The sequence below is a fragment of the Mesorhizobium sp. 01N446 genome, assembly GCF_056399285.1.
The window spans coordinates 101,263-120,412 of sequence record NZ_JBFTRA010000010.1 but is presented as its reverse complement, the minus strand read 5'-3'; the positions used below and the strand labels follow the sequence as shown (position 1 = coordinate 120,412).

Sequence of the window (19,150 nt, the reverse complement as noted above, 5' to 3'; positions counted from 1 at the left end):
TTCGCCCGTGGAGACGTTGAGAGATATGAACAAGGTCGATCGCGACATCGCCAACCTGCCCGACACGACGGTGTCGGTGAAGGAGAAATTCGGCTTCGACTCCAAGATGGTGGTGCCGGCCTATTCGGTAACCAGCGAACACGTGCCTGACGTCGATCCGGACTATCTGTTCGACAAGGCGACGACGCTGGCGATCCTTGCCGGCTTTGCCTACAACCGCCGCGTCATGGTGTCGGGCTATCACGGCACCGGCAAGTCGACCCATATCGAACAGGTCGCCGCCCGCCTCAACTGGCCCTGCGTGCGTGTCAATCTCGACAGCCATGTCAGCCGTATCGATCTCGTCGGCAAGGACGCGATCGTCGTCAAGGACGGCTTGCAGATCACTGAATTCCGCGACGGCATCCTGCCCTGGGCCTATCAGCACAATGTCGCGCTCTGCTTCGACGAATATGACGCCGGCCGTCCGGACGTGATGTTCGTCATCCAGCGCGTGCTGGAATCGTCGGGCCGGCTGACGCTGCTCGACCAGAGCCGCGTCATCCGTCCGCATCCGGCGTTCCGGCTGTTTTCGACCGCCAACACGGTCGGCCTCGGCGACACGACCGGCCTCTATCACGGCACGCAGCAGATCAATCAGGCGCAGATGGACCGGTGGTCGATCGTCACCACACTGAACTATCTGCCGCACGACAATGAAGTGAACATCGTGCTGGCCAAGGCCAAGCACTACCGCGACAACAAGGGCAAGGACATCGTCAACAAGATGGTGCGCGTCGCCGACATGACGCGTTCGGCCTTCATAAATGGCGACCTGTCGACCGTGATGAGCCCGCGTACCGTCATCACCTGGGCCGAGAATGCCGAAATCTTCGGCAATATCGGCATGGCGTTCCGGCTGACCTTCCTGAACAAGTGCGACGAGCTCGAACGCTCGGTGGTGGCCGAGTTCTACCAGCGCGCCTTCGGTGAGGATCTGCCCGAGAGCGCAGCCAACGTGGTGCTGGGGTAACAATTTGGATCGGCGGCTTCAACCGAGGCTGATTGCGGGCATTTCTTTCGCAATCCTGGCTGGTTGTTCTACCCTGACGATAAGGCCCGGGACGGATTTTGAATTTTTTGACACCCTTGAGGGACCGGACGGGAGCGTACGTCTTAAACAGTTAGGGCAATCGCAGAGTTTTTTCGCGCGGGAGATGACTGAACGCGGAGCATCCTGCGCGGACGCTCGCAAGAACGGCAGTACGGTCAGAGTGGCCTGTGTTTATGCGACGTGCTTGAGCGGCAGCGCGATTTTGTCCGGATGGCAGATCGACGTTCGATCACGGGCTGTTTCGAGTTTAGGGTACCTGAGGTTCGGAGAGCCAGGCACGTCGGCTTGTGACAACAGCAAGCCAGAAGGTCTCAAGGGCATACAGGAAGCCGTGGTGAAACAGCAAATAGTAGCGGCCGGAGAAGAGGTACTGTAAGTGGCGGGTCCGGGCGACAACACGCGCAACAAGTCGAAGACGGGGTCTGAAGCAGACAGCTTCAAGCGCGCCGTCACCGTCTGCATGCGCGCCATTGCCGGCGACAAGGAGATGGAAGTCGGCTTCGCCAAGGATCGGCCGGCGCTCGCCGGCAGCCGGGCGCGCTTGCCCGAACTGCCGAAAAAGGCCTCCAAGACCGACATCGCGATCACCCGCGGCCTCGGCGATTCCATGGCGCTGAAGCGCGCCTGCCACGATGCGCGCATCCACACCAAGCTGGCGCCGGAAGGCAAGGCGGCGCGTGCCATCTATGACGCGGTCGAGCAGGCCCGCGTCGAGGCGATCGGCAGCCGCGCCATGCAGGGCGTCGCCGACAATATCGGCTCGATGCTGGAGGACAAATACGCCAAGGCCAACCTCGTCGACGTCAAGGACAAGGCCGACGCGCCGATCGAGGAAGCACTCGCCCTGATGGTGCGCGAGAAGCTGACCGGCCGGCCGGTGCCCAAGAGCGGCGAGCGGCTGGTCGAGCTCTGGCGGCCCTGGGTCGAGGAAAAGGCCAAGGCCGACCTCGATGGGCTGTCGGCCAAGCTCGACGACCAGCAGGCCTTCGCCCGCGTCGTGCGCGAGATGCTCGCCTCCATGGAAATGGCCGAGGAACTCGGCGACGACCAGGAGACGGAAGATTCCGAGGACAATGACGACAACCAGCCGCAAGGCGAGGAGCAGAGCGAGGAGGGCGGGGAAGAGGATTCCGGCTCCGAGCAGTCGCAGTCCGAGGATGCCGAGGCGTCGGCCGATGACGAACAGTCGTCCGAGACGGAGGCCTCCGACGCCACCGCCGACGATCTGTCCGACGATGACGACGCCGATGCCGAGACCCCCGGCGAGGCGCGCCGCAACGATAATCCCTTCACCAATTTGCCGAAGGAAATCGACTACAAGGTCTTCACCACGGCTTTCGACGAGACGGTCGGCGCCGAAGAGCTTTGCGAAGAGGAAGAGCTCGACCGGCTGCGCGCCTTCCTCGACAAGCAACTGGCCAATTTGTCCGGTGTCGTCGGGCGGCTTGCCAACCGGCTGCAGCGCCGCTTGATGGCGCAGCAGAACCGCTCCTGGGATTTCGACCTGGAAGAGGGCTATCTCGATCCGGCGCGGCTGGTGCGCGTCGTCATCGATCCGATGCAGCCGCTGTCCTTCAAGCAGGAACGCGACACCAAATTCCGCGACACGGCGGTGACGCTGGTGCTCGACAATTCGGGCTCGATGCGCGGCCGGCCGATCACGGTCGCCGCCACCTGCGCCGACATTCTGGCACGCACGCTGGAACGCTGCGGCGTCTCGGTTGAGATCCTCGGCTTCACCACGCGGGCTTGGAAAGGCGGGCAGGCGCGCGAAAAATGGCTGAAGGACGGCAAGCCGCCGAACCCCGGCCGCCTCAACGATCTGCGCCACATCATCTACAAATCCGCCGATCATCCGTGGCGGCGCGCCCGGCGCAATCTCGGCCTGATGATGCGCGAAGGCCTGCTCAAGGAAAACATCGACGGCGAGGCGCTGCTGTGGGCGCACAACCGGCTCATCGCCCGGCCCGAACAGCGCAAGATCCTGATGATGATCTCGGACGGCGCGCCGGTCGACGATTCGACGCTGTCGGTCAATCCGGGCAATTATCTGGAACGCCATTTGCGCGCCGTCATCGAGCTGATCGAGACGCGCTCGCCGGTGGAATTACTGGCCATCGGCATCGGCCACGACGTCACGCGCTACTACAGGCGCGCCGTCACCATCGTCGATGCCGAGGAACTGGCCGGCGCCATGACCGAGCAACTGGCCTCGCTGTTTGCCGAGGAAAGCGCGCGCGACACGCGGCGCGGCGGCATGCGGCGCGCCGGATGATCTTTTCGTGCGGCGGGTTTCGGCAAACGCTCTTCGCCGCCATCGCCCTGTTCGCCGGCGTGGCGTCGGCGTCAGCCGGTGCGGCCGGTCCGGCCGCGGTTGAACCGATCGAGGTCTCGGCCCGCCCGATCACCGAATTCCGCATTGGCCAGGCCGACAGGCAGTTCGGTTCGCTCGAATTCGTCGGCGGCCTGGAAATGACCTCGAAATCCCGCGATTTCGGCGCGCTGTCGGCCTTCCGCTTTCTGAAAGCGGGCAGCGATTTCATTGGCGTGGCCGACACCGGCTATTGGTTCTTCGGCACGGTGGCCCGCGATGCCGACCGGCGACCCGTCGGCATCCAGAACTTCCGCATGCAGCAGATGGTCGACCAGCGCGGCCAGCCGATCGACGAGAAATGGGAAGTCGATGCCGAAGGCCTCGCGGTCAAGGATGGCGTCGCCACGGTCGGTTTCGAGCGCAACCAGCGCGTCGCCCAGTTCAAGATCGATCCAACTGATATGAAGGGGCCATACCGGCAGCTGGATTTCCTGGTGCCGGCGCGCGAGCTGCGCCAGAACCGCGGCTTCGAGACCGTCACCCATGCCAATCCTTATGGCCAGCACGAGGGCGGTCTGGTCGTGGTCTCGGAGAAGAGCCTGGACAAGGCCGGTAATATCTATGCCGCCATCATCGAAGGGCCGCACAAGGGCGTCTTCACCGTCAAACGCAATGGCGATTTCGACATCACGGACGGCGCCTTCCTGCCGGATGGCGACCTGTTGCTGCTGGAGCGCAGTTTCACCATGGCCGGCGGCCTCAAGATGCGGCTGCGGCGTATCTATGGCGAGAGTGTCGAGAAGGGCGCCGTCGCCGACGGGCCGGTGCTGCTGGACGCCGACATGGGCTACCAGATCGACAATATGGAAGGCCTCGACGTCTGGACCCGCGATGACGGCGCGCTGATGGTGTCGCTGATCTCCGACGACAACCATTCGATCCTGCAGCGCAACCTCTATCTGGAATTCATCCTGCACCAGGATTGAGCCCGGCCATACACGGCTATGTTCGGGCCGCGCGCCGGCGTCCTTATGCCCGTTCTTCCTTCGCGCCTTCGCCGCAACCTTCCGCTTTTTGGGGCGTGGGAGGTGTCCAGGCTTCGTCAAAATACTTTAGTCATGACTTGACAATTGACGTCGTTGGCGGAATACTCAAGTCCATGCTTGACTATTCCAAGATCGACAGCATCCTCCGCGCGCTCGTCGAGCCGACCCGCCGCCAGATCCTGGAACGCTTGAGCCGCGGACCGGCCACCGTCAGCCAGCTGGCGGAGCCTTTCGGCATGACCTTCGCCGCCGTCTTGCAGCATCTGCAGGTGCTGGAGGCCTGCGGGCTGATCCGCAGCGAGAAGATCGGGCGGGTGCGCACCTGCCGGATCGAACCGGGCGGGCTCGCTCCGCTCGCCGACTGGATTGCGGAGCGCCGCATTCCGGCGGAACGCCACCTCGACCGACTCGGTGAGATTCTGGCCGAGACGGATCAATCATCCCCGAAAGTTCAAGACCAGGAAAAGGACGACCAGACATGAACCAGATCGCGTCCGTGAAAGACGAGCATTCCGTCATCCACTCCACATTCACCATCGAGCGCACGTACCCGCAATCGCCGGATCGCGTCTTCCATGCCTTCGCCGACAAGGCAACGGTGCGGCGCTGGCGGGTCGACGGCGACGGTTTTACCGTCGCCGAATTCAGCTTCGATTTCCGCGTCGGTGGTGGCGAGGTGTCGCGCTTTAGCTATGGCGGCGGCCCGGAAATCAGGCTCGACGCGCAGTTCCAGGACATCGTTCCCGACCAGCGCATCGTGTTTTCCTACAGGATGGCCATAGGGCCGCAGCCGATGTCGGCATCGCTGACCACGGTTGAGCTGACGCCCTCGGGCGATGGCACAAGGCTGACCTATACTGAGCAGGGCGCCTTCTTCGATGGTGTCGATTCCGCCAAGGGGCGGGAGGAGGGGACCCGTGGGCTGCTGGAGGCCCTTGCCGCGGAGCTTCAGAGGTCGAAAGCCTAATGCCGCCTTACCACGGCTTCATTCAGGAGCCGTTGGTGGCGATCCAGATGACATGGCGCGCGCCGCGCTTGCCGTTGGCGCGCGTGTTGACCTCCTCGACACCGAAGCCTGCCTGCTTCAGCCGCCGCGCGAAGCCGCTGTCCGGGCCTTGCGACCACACCGCAAGCACGCCGCCCGGCTTGAGGGCGGTGCGCGAGGCGTTGAGGCCGGCGAGGCTATAGAGCGCGTCATTGCCCTTGTGGACGATGCCTTCGGGGCCATTGTCGACATCGAGCAGGATGGCATCCCAGGCCGCGGACCCGGACCGGATCAATTGCCCGACATCGGTCTCCTCTATGGTGACGCGGGGATCGTCGAGACAACCGCCAAACACGTCCGCCATCGGGCCGCGTGCCCAGGCCACGACCGCCGGCACCAGCTCCGCGACAACGATGCCGGCATCCTCGTCGAGTTCGGCCAAGGCGGCACGCAGAGTGAACCCCATGCCAAGGCCGCCGATGAGGATCCTCGGCTGGCGATGGTCCGCAATCCTTTGACAGGACAGTTTCGCCAGCGCCTGCTCGGAGCCGCTGAGGCGGCTGTTCATCAGCTCATTGGTGCCGAGCATGATCGAGAATTCGCTGCCGCGCCGCTTGAGCCGAAGCTCCTGGGCACCATCCCCGGTCTTTGCCGAATCGAGCTGGACCCAGGGTATCACGGTCTAGGCCGCGACTGCCGGCTGGCTCCAGCGCGCGGCGAGCAGCCGGTAGGGGATGAGCGCGACCACGGCGATGATCAGCTTCACCGAAAGGTCGCCGAGCGCCCAGGAAACCCAGCGCATGGCCTCGACGTGGAAGACGCCCATCAGCGGCGCCGTCTCCAGCGCAAAGCTGTCGTTCGGGCCAGCGAAGGCGAAAGCGGCCGAGAAAGCGACGGTGAAGAAGACCATGGTGTCGAAGACCGACCCGACCAGCGTCCCGACGATCGGAGCCCTCCACCAGCTCTGACGGCGCAGCCGGTTGAACACGGTGACGTCGAGCAGTTGCGCGGACAGGAAGGCGGCACCTGAAGCGGCGGCGATGCGCACCAGCCGGTCGGCCGCGGTCTCGAATTCGATCAGGCCATGGCGGAACAGGAAGGGCGGGACGAGGATCGAGCAGACCACCGCCGTCATGAAGCCGACAAAGACGATCCGGCGCGCCACGGAAGGCCCGTAGCGGCGGTTGGCAAGGTCGGTGACCAGGAAGGAGAACGGATAGGTGAAAGCGCCCCAGGTGAGCAGGTCGGCCAGCGACAGGCCGCCGATCTGACCCTGCATCGGGAACTGCACGAGAATGTTCGATGCCACGACGACAAGCGCCATGGCGGCCACGAAGGGCAGATATCGCGAGAAGGAAGTCATTTTTTTATCCTGGGTAATGGAACCAGCGGAGCATCATGCCCGTCGGGCATGCTCGCTTCGTATTTGAGCACCGGATTGGCGAACCTTGCGGATCTAATCCGATGCCTAGGGCCAACACGATGTTGGCCAGAGGCCAACAAGAGGTTAGCCCGGCGGTCGTCCCCCGCCTTGATCCGGTGTTAGGCAGCGACCTGTTCGGCCAGCTTCTTGGCGATCTGCTTCTTCAAGAGACGCGCGCGCTGCGACAGTTCCTTGACGTCGGCCTTGGCCAGGAAAGCGTCGAGGCCGCCGCGATGTTCGACCGACCGCAGGGCGTTGGCCGAAATGCGCAGGCGCACATTCTGGTTCAGCGCTTCCGAAATCAGCGTCACATTGACGAGGTTCGGCAGGAAGCGACGCTTGGTCTTGTTGTTGGCGTGGCTCACATTGTTGCCGGTCTGGACTGCCTTGGCAGTGAGTTCGCAGGTGCGGGACATAATTCTAACCTTCAATTCTCTCGGGACCTGCCAAACCTTTGTGCCCACGCCGGGTGGCGCGCGGTTCTGGTCAGGCGGCCTTATGGAAAAAGTTGGCGTTCCATAGTTGCATTTCGCCGGGGCGTCAAGCTCCGGCTTTGCCATGGAAGCGCCCGGCATTTCACATTAAGGCCGGATTTCATCCTATAAGCAGTCCGACAGGGACATGCCAGACCGGAGTTGCCCGCCTCCGGCCGAAAATCAAGGATCCGATCCCGCCATGCCTCGTTTGCCTCACGCACTTGTTGCCGTGCTTGCCATCGCCTTGCCGTCCGCCGCGTCGGCTGCCTCGCCGCAATCCTTCAAGGGTGAGTACACGGTGTCGTTCTTTGGTCTCTCGATCGCGAGATCGACCTTCTCCAGCCATTACGAGAACGGCGCCTACGCGATCGACGGCACGGTCAAATCGGCGGGCCTTGCCAAACTGTTCGACGACACGCGCGGCACGATCTCGTCCAAGGGCACGATTTCCGGCAAGAAAATGGTGCCGGAGGCATTTCGTGCCGATTATACCTCCGGCAAGAAGGTTTCCGCGATCGACATTCGCTTTGCCAATGGCGCCGTCACTTCGACGCAGGTCATTCCGCCGCCGGGCAAGCGCGACCCCAATGATTGGGTGCCGATCGGTGCCGGCGACCTTGCATCGGTGCTCGATCCGATGGCCGCGACCGTCATCCATGCCGACAGCCTCGACCAGGTCTGCGGCCGTAAGGTCAAATTCTATGACGGCGAGATGCGCGCCGACCTGACGCTGACCTACGATTCGAAAGGCACCATCTCGGTGCCGGGCTACAAGGGCGATACCATCACCTGCCGGATGGGTTTCGAGCCGGTGGCCGGCTATCGCAAGGGCCGCAAGGCGCTCAACTATCTCAGGAACAAGAGCCGCATGATGGTAACGTTTGCACCGCTCGGCCAAACCGGAGTATATGCGCCAATCCACGCCACGGTTGGAACGCAGATCGGCACCTTGACCATCAGCGCCGGGCGTTTCGAAGCGGTACAATAGGGCCGCCCTGGAAACGGAGCAGGGCGCGCCACCGGAGGGGGCATGGCGCGCGCAACACTGATCGGTTTTTCAGCGGTCGCCATGTGGGCACTTCTGGCGCTGCTCACCGATGCGTCCGGCAAGGTGCCGCCGTTCCTTCTGTCGGCGATCACCTTCTCGATCGGCACCGGCGTCGGGCTTGTCGCGCGGCTATTCATGCCGGCCGCGGAGAAGAGCCAGAAAATCCCTCGCCAAGTCTGGGTGATCGGCATTGCCGGCCTGTTCGGCTACCACTTTTTCTATTTCACCGCGCTGCGCAACGCGCCGGCGGTGGAGGCCAGCCTGATCGCCTATCTGTGGCCGCTGCTGATCGTGCTCGGATCGGCGCTGATGCCGGGCGAAAAACTGGCGTGGAACCATGTCGTCGGCGCGCTGCTCGGCCTGGCCGGCACCGTGCTGATCGTCACCAAGGGCGGCGGGCTGGCCTTCGACGCGCGCTACGCCTTCGGTTACGCCATGGCCGCCGTCTGCGCGCTGCTCTGGTCGTCCTATTCGCTGTTGTCCCGGCGCTTTCCCTCCGTGCCGACCAGCATCGTCACCTGGTTCTGCGCGGCGACCGCCGTGCTGTCGCTCGTCTGCCATCTGGCGCTGGAACAGACAGTGTTGCCAAATGGCGCCGGCCAGTGGCTGGCCGTGCTCGGGCTTGGCCTGATGCCGGTGGGGGCGGCCTTCTATGCCTGGGACATCGGCGTCAAGCGCGGCAACATCCAGGTGCTGGGCGCGGCAAGCTACGCGGCGCCGCTGCTCTCGACGCTGGTGCTGATCGTGGCCGGCGTCGCCGAGCCGTCGCTGCGCATCCTTGCCGCCTGCGTGCTCATCACCGGTGGCGCCGCCCTGGCGGCGAAATCGCTGTTCCTGCGCAAGCCGGCGGCAGTCGAGAGCGGAGCCGGGGCATGACCATGCCGTTTGCCGGCGGCATCGACGCCAATGCCAATGCGACGCTGATCTTCTCGCTGGTTGCGGCGGTGATCTACGCCTTTACGCTCGGCATGCCGCAGAGCCTCGCCCGCTCGGCGGCAAAGACGCTGGCGGTGGCGATGCTGGCCGTGCTTTCGGGGCTGCAAGGCGGCCCGCTGCTGCTGGTCGCGGCCCTGGCGCTCAGCGCGGTGGGCGACGCCTTCCTGTCGCGTGACGGCGAAAAGGCGTTTCTCGGCGGGCTCGCCAGCTTCCTCATCGCCCACATCGTCTACATCGCGCTGTTCCTGCGCAGCGGCGGCGGGTTGGGGCTGCTTGGCGCCGAATCCTGGCGCGGGGCGATCGCGCTGGCACTGGCGGTGTTCGTGATCGTCATGCTGGCGGCGCTCTGGCGTCGTGTCGGCCCCGGCCTGCGCGTGCCGATCGCCTGTTATGTCGTGGCGATCCTGGCGATGGGCGTGGCGGCGCTGACCACCAACAGCGCCTGGGTGATCGCCGGCGCCGTGCTGTTCATGGCCTCGGACGGGTTGCTCGCCACGGAGAAGTTTCTGGTGGCGGCCATCTCGCCGCATCGTACGTGGATGCGCTTCGCCATTTGGGGGCTGTATTACGCCGCCCAACTGGGGATTACGCTTGGGTTCCTGCTGGGGTAGGATTTGCCGTCGGATCCGATGGAGGGAAACGCCCAATGCTGATGATGCTCAGCAGCTAGTCCTGATCCACCGCCCGATTTCGATGGAAGGCGGCTACTACAGTTCATTGCGTCAAGATGGAGCGCAGTGTCATGTATATCATGCACAAGGATCCACCGAGGGCGATGAGAAAAATCATGACGAGAAGGCGTTTTTGAAGTGTAGGGGTTTGCTTCCATTCCTGAAACAATTTCCAAGACCAGAAGATCACATAGGCCGCAAGAAACACACCGTCCAAAAACAGCGCGACAAAGATGCTTTTCGGATAAATGGGCCGCAACAGAAGGCCGGCTACGCAGATCGCGACGAAGGCGGCAATGAGCAGCTTGTTTCGCGTCGGCAGCCGATAGTCATTCATGTCGACGTGCCCTGAATGGCGTCTGTCCTTGGGGTCATTCTCCAGGCTGCCAGCCCGGTTCGGCCAGTTCGAAGGCGGCGAAATCGAACCCCGGCGCGACCGTGCAGCCGACCAGCGTCCATTCGCCCAGGCTGCGCGCCGACTGCCACCAGCCTGCCGGCACGACGATCTGCGGCCGTTCGCCCGCCGCGAGCTCGATGCCGAGCACCTGCTCGATCACGGTTGACCCTTCTTCCCACATCGACAGCGCCAGCGGCGCGCCGGCGTGGAAATGCCAGACCTCGGCGGCATCCTTGACCCGATGCCAGGCCGAAAGCTGGTGCTGTTCCAAAAGGAAATAGATGGCGGTCGAATGACCTCGCGCACCGCCGGCTGCGTCGCGAAAGGTTTCCACATACCAGCCGCCTTCCGGATGCGGCTTCAGTCCGAGTGTCGCGATGATTTCCGCGGAACTGGTCATTGGTCGAATGCCTGCACGCTCAAAAATTGTCCTTGCGCTTGCGGATCTCGGCGAACACTTCGGCATCCCCGGCCTTTTCCATGCCGAGATGCTTGCGGATCGCCGGGTCGTGCCAGCGCAGGAAGGGATTGGTCGAAAGCTCCTCGCCGATGGTCGTCGGCAGCGTCGGCTTGTTGTCGGCTCGCAGCGCCTCGATCCGGGCGGCGCGCTCCTTCAACGCTGAATTGGTCGGGTCGATGGTCAGCGCGAAACGGGCGTTGGCGAGCGTGTATTCGTGGCCGCAATAGATTGTCGTCGCGGCGGGAAGGGCGGCAAGTTTCTGCAGCGATTCATGCATCACCGGCGGCTTGCATTCGAACAGCCGCCCGCACCCCAGCGCAAACAGCGTGTCGGCGGTGAACGCCACCTGCGATGCCGGCAGATGATAGGAGACATGGCCGGCGGTATGGCCGGGTGTGGCGATCACCTCGATGCGCTCTTCGCCGAGATGAAGGACGGAGCCGTCTTCGACGGTTTCGTCGATGCCGGGGATCTTGGCCTTTTCCGCCTCCGGGCCGACGATGCGCAGCTTGAAGCGCTCCTTCAGCGCCAGATTGGCCTCGACGTGGTCCATATGATGATGCGTGGTCAGGATCATCGTCGGCGTCCAGCCGGTGCGCTTGATCGCGGCCAGGATCGGCGCTTCCTCGGGGGCGTCGATGATCGCCGTCTGCCCGCTCTTGGGGTCATGCACCAGCACGCCGAAATTGTCCGTGCGGCACATGAACTGTTCGATTTCGACCGCCATCATATCTCTCCCTTTGTCGCCGCAGACATAGGGCGCCAGAGGGCGGATGTCATCCACGAGATGACTGAATGTCATCCCGGAGATGACGAATGTCATCCGCGTATGTGTCAGCTGCCTCCGGCCCTTTGTTGAAACCGGCCGATATCACGGCTACATCCCTGACATGCATTCCGACATCGTCGACCTTCGCTCCTTCTATTCGACAACGCTCGGCCGGTTCGCCGAGCGCTCGATCACCATGGCGCTGTCGTCGATATGGGCTGCTGTCCCCAATGAACGGCTGGTCGGCCTCGGCTATACCTTGCCCTGGCTGGAGCGCTTCGGCACCGATGCCGAGCGGGTCTTCGCCTTCATGCCGGCGACGCAGGGCGCGGTGGTCTGGCCGGCAACCGGGCCGACGGCGACCGCTTTGGTCTTCGACGAGGAGCTGCCGCTGGTCGATTCCTGCATCGACCGCATGCTGCTCGTGCATTCGCTCGAACATGTCGAAAACCCGCGCGAGACGCTGAACGAGATCTGGCGGGTGCTGTCGCCGGCAGGGCGCGTCGTCATCGTCGTGCCAAACCGGCGCGGCGTCTGGGCGCGCTTCGAGCATACGCCGTTCGGCAATGGCCGGCCGTTTTCGCGCGGGCAGCTCACCGAACTGCTGCGCGAGGCGAATTTCACGCCCGCCGCCTGGTCGGATGCGCTGTTCTTCCCGCCATCGCGACGGCGCTTCATGATGCGCTTCCACAATGTTCTGGAGCGCGCCGGCCGGCGGCTGTGGCCGATCTTTTCCGGCGTCATCGTCGTCGAGGCGCAGAAGCGGCTCTATCAGGGCGTGCCGGTCGCCCAGCGCGCGTCCCGCCGCGTCTTCGTCCCGGTGCTGTCGCCGCACGGCGCGACGCGGCTCGGCCGCCTCTCCGACGCCGTAGGCCCATTGGCGCCGGCTCGTCAGGTGAAACCTTCGTGATCGGTGCAAAAACTTTCCACGCGCGGCGTTTTTCCGACCTATCTGTCGTACACGGGCGGCAGCCGTCGGCTCATTTCATCCGGTTTCAGCATCGCACCTGAACGCAAGGACTTCAGACATGGCTGATCAACTGGACAATCAGGCCACCGTTCAGCCGGTCGCCGTCGAGGCCAGCAGCCTGCGTGATCAGGTTGCGACGATCAGGCGGGCGCTGGTGGTGTCGCCGGTCCGCAAATGGCTGCTGTGGACTTCGGTCGGCATCATGCTCGTCATCATCGCGACGTCGATCGGCCAGGTGCTGCTCAATCGCTGGAATCAGCCCTTCTATGACGCGCTGGCGCGCCGCGACATGGCGGCCTTCCTGCACCAGCTCCTTGTGTTCGCGATGATCGCCGGCGGGCTGCTGGTGCTCAATATCGGCCAGACCTGGCTCAACCAGATGATCCGGCTGAAACTGCGCGAGGCGCTGACACTGGACCTGATCGACCAATGGATGCGGCCGGCGCGCGCCTTCCGGCTGGCCAATGCAGGCGCCATCGGCGTCAATCCCGACCAGCGCATGCAGCAGGACGCGGCGCATCTCTCCGACCTATCGACCGATCTCGGCGTCGGATTGCTGCAGTCGCTCATCCTGCTTGTGTCCTTCGTCGGCGTGCTGTGGGAACTGTCCTCAGGCTTCGTCTTCCACGTCAACGGCTGGTCGCTGGCCATACCGGGCTACATGGTCTGGGCGGCGTTCCTCTATGCCGGCACGGCCTCCTGGCTGAGCTGGCTGGTCGGGCGGCCGCTGATCAAGCTGAACAGCGACCGCTACACACGAGAGGCGGAGCTGCGCTCCTCGATGGTGCGCGTCAACGAGAATGTCGATGCCATCGCGCTCTACCATGGCGAAGCCGATGCCAGACAGCGGCTTGAACTCGACCTCGGCACGGTGCTGGGTGCCATGCGGCGCATCTATACCGCGCAGATCAACCTGTCCTGGGTGACCGATACCTATGGCTGGATCACCGTCGTGGCGCCGATCCTGGTTGCCTCGCCGGTCTATTTCTCGGGCGATATCAGCTTTGGCGGGCTGATGATGGCGGTCGGCGCCTTCAACCAGGTCCACTCCTCGTTGCGCTGGTTCATCAACAACATCGGCGCCATCGCAGATTGGCGCGCCACGCTGATGCGTGTCGCCGACTTCCGCATCGCGCTCGATGAAACCGATGTGCTGCACGACACCGAAAGACGCATCACCTTCGATCAGAACGCCAATGGCAGCCTGACGTTCGAGAAGCTCCAGGTGGCCTCGCCGGAGGGCTGCACAAAACTCTCCGACCAGCATGTCGAAATCCACCCCGGCGAACGCGTGATGATCACCGGCGAACCCGGCGCCGGCAAGACGCTGTTCTTCCGCGCCATTGCCGGGCTTTGGCCCTGGGGCAGCGGAAAGATCGGCCTGCCGGCGGGAGAAACCCTCATCTTCGTGCCGCGCGTGCCGTATTTGCCGGCTGGCACATTGCGCGAGGTACTCAATCACGCAAATGGGCATGCGCCCGCAAGCGATGCCGATATTGTGGCGGTGCTGGCCGAGGTCGGACTGGAACGGCTGTCGTCCTCGCTTGACCGCGTCGGGCGCTGGGACCACGAATTGGGCGATGATGAACAGCGGTTGCTGGGCGTCGCCAGGCTCGCCTTGCGGCGGCCGAAATGGGTGATCATCGACGAAGCGATGGATGCGTTCGACGGCCCCTCGCTGCGGCGGGTGCTGGCGATGCTGGAAAAGCATCTGAAGGGCGCCACGATCATCAATATCGGGCGTGGCCAGCACAACATCCAATTCTTTCCGCGCGGCCTGACGATCGTCAAGGATTCCGGTGCTCAAGCGCTGAAACCCGCTCACGTCAGGGCCGGCGCCATCGATCCTCCGCCGGTCGCGGTCCGCCGCAAGAAATAGGGCTGTCTTTCCGCATCGTCGCTGCAAGCTTTATTTCGCCGCGATCGCGAAGGAGAATTTCCCGGAGAAACAAAATTTGGCGGTGGCGATGCTTGATGCCCTGCGCCTGCTTGCCTGTCTTGCCTGTGCCCAGCCAACACCGGTTGCGGCGCCACCGGATGCGCTGGCCGTCGACGTAGAGCTGGTGCTGGCCGTCGATATATCCCTGTCGATGGACGAGAAGGAATTCGCCCTGCAGCGCGCCGGCTATGTCGAGGCGCTGCGTCATCCGGATTTCATCCAGGCGGTCCGGTCCGGCAATGCCGGGCGCATCGCGATCACCTATTTCGAATGGGCCGGCACGGTGCGCGACGACGCGGTCATCGGCTGGCAGATCATCGACAGCGCGCAGAGCGCCTACAGCTTTGCCGACAAGGTGGCGGCGCGCCCGTTCCGGAGTTTTCGCGGCACCTCGATTTCCACGGCTCTTGCCTTCGGCACAGAGCTGTTCGACAGGACGAATATCGCCGGGGAACGCAGCGTCATCGACATATCGGGCGACGGCCCCAACAATATCGGGCCGCCGGTCACCGCGATGCGTGATGCGGCAACCGCAAAAGGCATCGTCATCAACGGCTTGCCGATCCTGATCAACCCATCGCCGACCTTCAAACATCTCGACCAGTATTACGCGCAGTGCGTGACCGGCGGACCCGGGTCCTTCGTGCTGCCTATCTACTCGGCCTCGGAATTTTCCACCGCCATCCGGCGCAAGCTGATCCTCGAAGTGAGCGGCATTCAGGGCAAGGCCAGCATCATTCCCGTCGACGCGGACGCGCCGATCGACTGCCTGCAAGGCGAACGCGACAGACGGTTCCTGTCGGATCCGTATTTTCCGGAACTCGACCGGTGAACTTGCGCCAAGAGCGCCAGAGACCGGCCGTCGAAGCAGTTGATACCATTACTTCTGACGTAATCGCTTTGCCTCAGGCGCTCCGGCAGATTGCCCTCACGAGGCCGGCAAGTCGGCTTCGATAGACAAGGGAGTTATGTCATGACCGCTTACGCCGTTGCCCATATGCGCCAAGTCACGATGGGCCCGCAGATCGTCGAGTACCTGCACAAGATCGATGCCACGCTGGAGCCATTCTGCGGCCGTTTCGTCGTCCATGGCGGCAACGTCGAGGTGGTCGAGAACGACTGGCCGGGCAACCTCATCGTCATCGAATTTCCCGACCGGCGGCATGTGCGCGCGTGGTATGCTTCGCCCGCCTACCAGGCGATATTGGCGTTGCGCACGGAGAATTCCCAATCCGACGTGGTGTTCGCCGACGGTGTCGAGCATCCGCACAAGGCCACGGATGTTCTGGGCTAGACGCGCCGTACTTTAGCGCTTCAGCAGGAACACCGCCTGCTGGCCGAAGAAATTCCAGAACCACCACGGCATCGACAGGCCGATCTTCTGGCCGGCGGCGTCGAGCGCGGTCGCCTTTTCCACGGTCGCGCCAAGCTCCTCGCACAAATTGACGAAGTCGCGGATGGTGCAGAAATGGATGTTGGGCGTGTCGTACCAGGAATAGGGCAGGTCCTGGGTCACCGGCATGCGGCCTTTGACGAACAGCGACAGACGCACCCGCCAATGGCCGAAATTGGGGAAGGAGACGATCGCCCGGTTGCCGATGCGCAGCAACTCGTCGAGCACCAGCTTCGGGTTGCGGGTGGCCTGCAAGGTCTGTGACAGGACGACGAAGTCAAAGCCCTTGTCGGGATAGAATTGGAGATCCTTGTCGGCATCGCCCTGGATGACGGAGAGGCCGCGCGCCACGCATTCGTTGACGCCGCGCTGCGACAGTTCAAGCCCACGGCCGTCGACCTGCTTGGTGTCCTGCAGCAATTCAAGCAGTGAGCCGTCGCCCGAACCGACGTCGAGCACGCGGGACTGCGGCGGGATGAGGTTGGCGACGACCTCGAGGTCGACGCGCTGGCTGCCGTTGACGCTCATGATATCGCCCTCCGTGTGGCGCTTGATCCTGATCCGGAAAGTCTGCAACGTTCCGGGGTCATGCGCTCAGCCCTCTCGCCCGCGCCGCCGAGCCGATGAAGCCGTTGATGGCGGCGAACAGTTCCGGCTCGTCGAGCAGGAAGGCATCGTGGCCGCGATCGGTCTCGATCTCGACGAAGGACACCGAGGCGCCGGCGGCATTGAGCGCGTGCACGATGGAGCGGCTTTCTTCCGTCGGAAACAGCCAGTCCGACGTGAACGACACCAGGCAGAAGCGGGTCTTGGTTCCGGCAAAGGCGTCCGCCAGCCTGCCGCCATGGTCGGCGGCAATGTCGAAATAGTCCATGGACCGCGTCATATAGAGATAGGAATTGGCGTCGAAGCGGTCGACGAAGGTCATGCCCTGGTGGCGCAGATAGCTTTCGATCTGGAAGTCGGCGTCGAAGCCGAACGTCAGGTGGTCGCGATCCTGCAGATTGCGACCGAATTTGCGGTGCAGGGCGGCTTCCGAGAGATAGGTGATGTGGGCAGCCATGCGCGCCACCGCCAGGCCCTTTTCCGGGCGCTTGCCATGCTCGAAATATTTGCCGCCATGCCAGTCCGGATCGGCCATGACCGCCTGCCTGCCGACTTCGTGGAAGGCAATGTTCTGCGAGGAATGGCGCGCGCCGGTGGCGATCGGCAGCGCCGAAAAGACACGCTCGGGATAGCTCGACGCCCATTCCAGCACCTGCATGCCGCCCATCGAGCCGCCGAGCACGCAGAACAGTTTCTCGATGCCGAAATGGTCGATCAGCATCTGCTGCGCGCGAACCATGTCACGGATGGTGATGACCGGCAGGTCGAGCCCATAGGGCTTGCCGGTGGAGGGGTTGGTCGAGGCCGGGCCGGTGGAGCCCAGGCAGCCGCCGATGACGTTGGAGCAGATGACGAAGAAACGGTTGGTGTCGATGATCCTGCCGGGGCCGATCAGCACTTCCCACCAGCCCGGCTTGCCGGTCACCGGATTGGTGTTGGCGACATGCTGGTCGCCGGTCAGCGCGTGGCAGACCAGGATGGCATTGGAGCGGGCATCGTTCAGCGTGCCATAGGTCTGGTAGGCGATCTGGAACGGCGACAACAGCGTGCCGGCGTCGAGCTTGAGCGGCTTGTCCGCCCCGAAGCGCAACACCGGGCTCGACGGCTGGTCGGCCTCGTTGTTGGTCTTTCCTGCGCGCAGAGTGGCCATTCACGTACTCACTTGCTGCATCGTGCCAGACGAAAAACCGTCGCCGATGCGTCCGTCCGGCCGGCCGCGGACAATAAAAAACCGGCATTGCCATTCGCAAAGCCGGTTACGTCACGCAAACGGCCCTTTAGCGAATTGTTTAACGTGGCTGCAAGCCGACCGGCCAAATCACCACGGAACTGTCGCTGTCCTTCTAGAACTCGCTCGCCCCGCCGTCAATGCCGGCTGTCTGGGCCGGCCACTAGGCCAGCTGCTGGCCCCACTGCCACCTCTCGACATTGCGGGCCGTGGCTTGTATTTCCGCTGCGGCCTCCGGATGGAGGCATTTTCGACGGATTTTGCAAAAAATGAACCAGACACCGGATCAGGCACGTCCAACCCCGCGCGCGGGCATCATGGACATCGACGCCTATGTGCCTGGCAAGAGCGCCGCACCCGCTGGTGTCGACAAGGTCTACAAGCTGTCGTCGAACGAGAACCCGCTTGGCCCTTCACCGAAGGCGATCGAGGCCGCGCGTGAGGTCGCCGCCAGGCTGGACATCTATCCCGACGGCACCGCCCGGCGGCTGCGCGAGGCGATCGCGGACGTGCATGGCCTCAACGCGCAGAACATCATCTGCTCCAACGGCTCCGACGAGATCCTCGGCCTCTTGGCGCAGACCTATCTCGCACCCGGCGACGAGGCCATATTCACCGAACACGCCTTCATGGTCTACAAGATCTACATCCAGTCTGCCGGCGCCACCCCGGTTGTGGTCAAGGAGACCGATGAGCGCGCCGACATCGATGCGATACTTGCCGCCGTCACGCCGCGCACGAAAATCGTGTTTCTCGCCAACCCCAACAATCCGACCGGCACCTATTTGCCGTTCCAGGAGGTGCGCCGCTTGCATGCCGGCCTGCCCAGACATGTGCTGCTGGTGCTCGACGCGGCCTATGCCGAATATGTCCGCCGCAACGACTATGAAGCCGGCATCGAACTGGTCGGCAGCGCCGAGAATGTGGTCATGACCCGCACCTTCTCCAAGATCGGCCTCGGTGGCGCGCGGATCGGCTGGATGTACGCGCCCCTGCACATCGTCGACGCCATCAACCGGGTACGCGGGCCTTTCAACGTCAATGCGACGGCGATCGAGGCCGGCATCGCGGCGATCCGCGACCGCGCCCATGTCGAGCGCAGCGTGGCGCACAACGAGACCTGGCTCGCCTGGCTGAGCGCGGAGATGACCGGGCTCGGGTTGCGGGTGACGCCCAGCGTCGGCAATTTCCTGCTGATCCATTTTCCCGACGACCAGAAGCATTCGGCGGCGGCGGCGGACGACTACCTGAGCGCGCGAGGCTATATATTGCGGCGTGTTTCCGGCTACGGCTTTCCCAACGCGCTGCGCATGACCGTCGGCACGGAAGAGGCCAATCGCGGCGTTGTCGCCGCGCTCACGACATTCCTGAAAAGCTAGAACGCCCCGAAAAGCTG

The 19,150-nt window shown here is 63.6% G+C and carries 21 protein-coding genes and 1 riboswitch; of the genes, 13 read left to right on the top strand and 8 right to left on the bottom strand.

Annotation, left to right across the window (positions count from 1 at the left end):
- The first annotated feature begins 25 nt into the window (after window positions 1-25).
- From cobS to AC1DPX_RS29560, 5 genes are all read left to right on the top strand, one after another.
- On the top strand, window positions 26-1,012 hold the full coding sequence (gene cobS, locus AC1DPX_RS29580; protein ID WP_095204006.1) for a cobaltochelatase subunit CobS: 987 nt from the start codon (window positions 26-28) through the stop codon (window positions 1,010-1,012).
- 457 nt (window positions 1,013-1,469) lie between these two features.
- Window positions 1,470-3,368 carry a cobaltochelatase subunit CobT gene (gene cobT / locus AC1DPX_RS29575; protein ID WP_477241117.1) on the top strand — a complete coding sequence of 633 codons (1,899 nt, stop codon included), beginning with the start codon at window positions 1,470-1,472 and terminating at the stop codon, window positions 3,366-3,368.
- A complete protein-coding gene (locus AC1DPX_RS29570) occupies window positions 3,365-4,393 on the top strand; it encodes an esterase-like activity of phytase family protein (protein ID WP_477241115.1) in 1,029 nt (342 codons plus the stop codon). The genes cobT and AC1DPX_RS29570 overlap by 4 nt, the downstream gene beginning before the upstream one ends.
- A gap of 173 nt (window positions 4,394-4,566) precedes the next feature.
- A complete protein-coding gene (locus AC1DPX_RS29565) occupies window positions 4,567-4,935 on the top strand; it encodes an ArsR/SmtB family transcription factor (RefSeq protein WP_477241113.1) in 369 nt (122 codons plus the stop codon).
- Window positions 4,932-5,420, top strand: a complete 489-nt coding sequence (locus AC1DPX_RS29560; protein ID WP_202352490.1) for an SRPBCC family protein — start codon at window positions 4,932-4,934, stop codon at window positions 5,418-5,420. Before AC1DPX_RS29565 ends, AC1DPX_RS29560 begins: the two co-directional genes overlap by 4 nt.
- Window positions 5,421-5,442: 22 nt before the next feature.
- On the opposite strand, the gene AC1DPX_RS29555 is transcribed toward AC1DPX_RS29560, so the two are convergent.
- From AC1DPX_RS29555 to rpmB, 3 genes are all read right to left on the bottom strand, one after another.
- Window positions 5,443-6,117 carry a spermidine synthase gene (locus AC1DPX_RS29555; protein ID WP_202357677.1) on the bottom strand — a complete coding sequence of 225 codons (675 nt, stop codon included), beginning with the start codon at window positions 6,115-6,117 and terminating at the stop codon, window positions 5,443-5,445.
- A gap of 3 nt (window positions 6,118-6,120) precedes the next feature.
- On the bottom strand, window positions 6,121-6,801 hold the full coding sequence (locus tag AC1DPX_RS29550; RefSeq protein ID WP_202357678.1) for a queuosine precursor transporter: 681 nt from the start codon (window positions 6,799-6,801) through the stop codon (window positions 6,121-6,123).
- Window positions 6,802-6,980: 179 nt separating this feature from the next.
- The gene (rpmB, locus tag AC1DPX_RS29545; protein WP_010911765.1) at window positions 6,981-7,277 is read right to left on the bottom strand and encodes a 50S ribosomal protein L28; all 297 of its coding nucleotides are present in this window, start codon (window positions 7,275-7,277) and stop codon (window positions 6,981-6,983) included.
- A 259-nt stretch (window positions 7,278-7,536) separates the two neighbouring features.
- Here rpmB and AC1DPX_RS29540 point away from each other — a divergent pair, with 259 nt between their 5' ends.
- The 3 genes from AC1DPX_RS29540 to AC1DPX_RS29530 are packed head-to-tail and all read left to right on the top strand — an operon-like array spanning window position 7,537 to window position 9,932.
- Entirely contained in the window at window positions 7,537-8,325 is a 789-nt protein-coding gene (locus AC1DPX_RS29540) for a DUF3108 domain-containing protein (RefSeq protein ID WP_477241111.1), read from the top strand.
- Between the two features lie 42 nt (window positions 8,326-8,367).
- Window positions 8,368-9,261: an aromatic amino acid exporter YddG gene (gene yddG, locus AC1DPX_RS29535; protein ID WP_477241109.1), complete on the top strand. Its 894-nt coding sequence runs from the start codon at window positions 8,368-8,370 to the stop codon at window positions 9,259-9,261.
- Window positions 9,258-9,932, top strand: coding sequence for a lysoplasmalogenase family protein (locus AC1DPX_RS29530; protein WP_202357681.1), 675 nt, complete (start codon window positions 9,258-9,260; stop codon window positions 9,930-9,932). Before yddG ends, AC1DPX_RS29530 begins: the two co-directional genes overlap by 4 nt.
- Window positions 9,933-10,035: 103 nt before the next feature.
- Here AC1DPX_RS29530 and AC1DPX_RS29525 read toward each other — a convergent pair whose 3' ends face one another.
- Genes AC1DPX_RS29525 through gloB form a run of 3 tightly spaced genes read right to left on the bottom strand, consistent with a single transcriptional unit; the run spans window position 10,036 to window position 11,576 of the window.
- Window positions 10,036-10,329, bottom strand: a complete 294-nt coding sequence (locus AC1DPX_RS29525; protein ID WP_477241107.1) for a hypothetical protein — start codon at window positions 10,327-10,329, stop codon at window positions 10,036-10,038.
- A gap of 34 nt (window positions 10,330-10,363) precedes the next feature.
- Window positions 10,364-10,789, bottom strand: coding sequence for a cupin domain-containing protein (locus tag AC1DPX_RS29520; RefSeq protein ID WP_477241105.1), 426 nt, complete (start codon window positions 10,787-10,789; stop codon window positions 10,364-10,366).
- A gap of 19 nt (window positions 10,790-10,808) precedes the next feature.
- Window positions 10,809-11,576, bottom strand: coding sequence for a hydroxyacylglutathione hydrolase (gloB, locus tag AC1DPX_RS29515; RefSeq protein WP_477241103.1), 768 nt, complete (start codon window positions 11,574-11,576; stop codon window positions 10,809-10,811).
- Window positions 11,577-11,739: 163 nt separating this feature from the next.
- On the opposite strand from gloB, the gene AC1DPX_RS29510 reads away from it, so the two are divergent.
- The 4 genes from AC1DPX_RS29510 (at window position 11,740) to AC1DPX_RS29495 (ending at window position 15,821) form a co-directional block, all read left to right on the top strand.
- Window positions 11,740-12,528, top strand: a complete 789-nt coding sequence (locus tag AC1DPX_RS29510) for a class I SAM-dependent methyltransferase (protein ID WP_477241101.1) — start codon at window positions 11,740-11,742, stop codon at window positions 12,526-12,528.
- Window positions 12,529-12,646: 118 nt separating this feature from the next.
- Entirely contained in the window at window positions 12,647-14,467 is a 1,821-nt protein-coding gene (locus AC1DPX_RS29505; RefSeq protein WP_477241099.1) for an ABC transporter ATP-binding protein/permease, read from the top strand.
- Window positions 14,468-14,555: 88 nt separating this feature from the next.
- Window positions 14,556-15,359: a DUF1194 domain-containing protein gene (locus AC1DPX_RS29500; protein ID WP_477241097.1), complete on the top strand. Its 804-nt coding sequence runs from the start codon at window positions 14,556-14,558 to the stop codon at window positions 15,357-15,359.
- Between the two features lie 141 nt (window positions 15,360-15,500).
- Window positions 15,501-15,821, top strand: a complete 321-nt coding sequence (locus tag AC1DPX_RS29495) for a DUF1330 domain-containing protein (protein WP_202357688.1) — start codon at window positions 15,501-15,503, stop codon at window positions 15,819-15,821.
- Between the two features lie 12 nt (window positions 15,822-15,833).
- Here the strand turns inward: AC1DPX_RS29495 and metW are convergent, their stop codons facing one another.
- Window positions 15,834-16,448 carry a methionine biosynthesis protein MetW gene (metW, locus tag AC1DPX_RS29490; RefSeq protein ID WP_202357689.1) on the bottom strand — a complete coding sequence of 205 codons (615 nt, stop codon included), beginning with the start codon at window positions 16,446-16,448 and terminating at the stop codon, window positions 15,834-15,836.
- Window positions 16,449-16,506: 58 nt separating this feature from the next.
- Window positions 16,507-17,676 carry a homoserine O-acetyltransferase MetX gene (gene metX / locus AC1DPX_RS29485; protein WP_202357690.1) on the bottom strand — a complete coding sequence of 390 codons (1,170 nt, stop codon included), beginning with the start codon at window positions 17,674-17,676 and terminating at the stop codon, window positions 16,507-16,509.
- A gap of 107 nt (window positions 17,677-17,783) precedes the next feature.
- Window positions 17,784-17,861, bottom strand: a riboswitch (SAM riboswitch).
- Window positions 17,862-18,023: 162 nt separating this feature from the next.
- On the opposite strand from metX, the gene hisC reads away from it, so the two are divergent.
- Window positions 18,024-19,133, top strand: a complete 1,110-nt coding sequence (gene hisC / locus AC1DPX_RS29480) for a histidinol-phosphate transaminase (RefSeq protein ID WP_477241095.1) — start codon at window positions 18,024-18,026, stop codon at window positions 19,131-19,133.
- Window positions 19,134-19,150 lie beyond the last annotated feature (17 nt).

Excerpts from the sequence above, each read along its gene's own strand:
- cobS (WP_095204006.1), top strand. The coding sequence starts at position 26 with ATGAACAAGGTCGATCGCGACATCGCCAACCTGCCCGACACGACGGTG.
- AC1DPX_RS29570 (WP_477241115.1), top strand. The coding sequence starts at position 3,365 with ATGATCTTTTCGTGCGGCGGGTTTCGGCAAACGCTCTTCGCCGCCATC.
- AC1DPX_RS29565 (WP_477241113.1), top strand. The coding sequence starts at position 4,567 with ATGCTTGACTATTCCAAGATCGACAGCATCCTCCGCGCGCTCGTCGAG.
- AC1DPX_RS29560 (WP_202352490.1), top strand. The coding sequence starts at position 4,932 with ATGAACCAGATCGCGTCCGTGAAAGACGAGCATTCCGTCATCCACTCC.
- AC1DPX_RS29550 (WP_202357678.1), bottom strand. The coding sequence starts at position 6,801 with ATGACTTCCTTCTCGCGATATCTGCCCTTCGTGGCCGCCATGGCGCTT.
- rpmB (WP_010911765.1), bottom strand. The coding sequence starts at position 7,277 with ATGTCCCGCACCTGCGAACTCACTGCCAAGGCAGTCCAGACCGGCAAC.
- AC1DPX_RS29540 (WP_477241111.1), top strand. The coding sequence starts at position 7,537 with ATGCCTCGTTTGCCTCACGCACTTGTTGCCGTGCTTGCCATCGCCTTG.
- yddG (WP_477241109.1), top strand. The coding sequence starts at position 8,368 with ATGGCGCGCGCAACACTGATCGGTTTTTCAGCGGTCGCCATGTGGGCA.
- AC1DPX_RS29530 (WP_202357681.1), top strand. The coding sequence starts at position 9,258 with ATGACCATGCCGTTTGCCGGCGGCATCGACGCCAATGCCAATGCGACG.
- AC1DPX_RS29525 (WP_477241107.1), bottom strand. The coding sequence starts at position 10,329 with ATGAATGACTATCGGCTGCCGACGCGAAACAAGCTGCTCATTGCCGCC.
- AC1DPX_RS29520 (WP_477241105.1), bottom strand. The coding sequence starts at position 10,789 with ATGACCAGTTCCGCGGAAATCATCGCGACACTCGGACTGAAGCCGCAT.
- gloB (WP_477241103.1), bottom strand. The coding sequence starts at position 11,576 with ATGGCGGTCGAAATCGAACAGTTCATGTGCCGCACGGACAATTTCGGC.
- AC1DPX_RS29510 (WP_477241101.1), top strand. The coding sequence starts at position 11,740 with ATGCATTCCGACATCGTCGACCTTCGCTCCTTCTATTCGACAACGCTC.
- AC1DPX_RS29505 (WP_477241099.1), top strand. The coding sequence starts at position 12,647 with ATGGCTGATCAACTGGACAATCAGGCCACCGTTCAGCCGGTCGCCGTC.
- AC1DPX_RS29500 (WP_477241097.1), top strand. The coding sequence starts at position 14,556 with ATGCTTGATGCCCTGCGCCTGCTTGCCTGTCTTGCCTGTGCCCAGCCA.
- AC1DPX_RS29495 (WP_202357688.1), top strand. The coding sequence starts at position 15,501 with ATGACCGCTTACGCCGTTGCCCATATGCGCCAAGTCACGATGGGCCCG.
- metW (WP_202357689.1), bottom strand. The coding sequence starts at position 16,448 with ATGAGCGTCAACGGCAGCCAGCGCGTCGACCTCGAGGTCGTCGCCAAC.
- metX (WP_202357690.1), bottom strand. The coding sequence starts at position 17,676 with ATGGCCACTCTGCGCGCAGGAAAGACCAACAACGAGGCCGACCAGCCG.
- hisC (WP_477241095.1), top strand. The coding sequence starts at position 18,024 with ATGAACCAGACACCGGATCAGGCACGTCCAACCCCGCGCGCGGGCATC.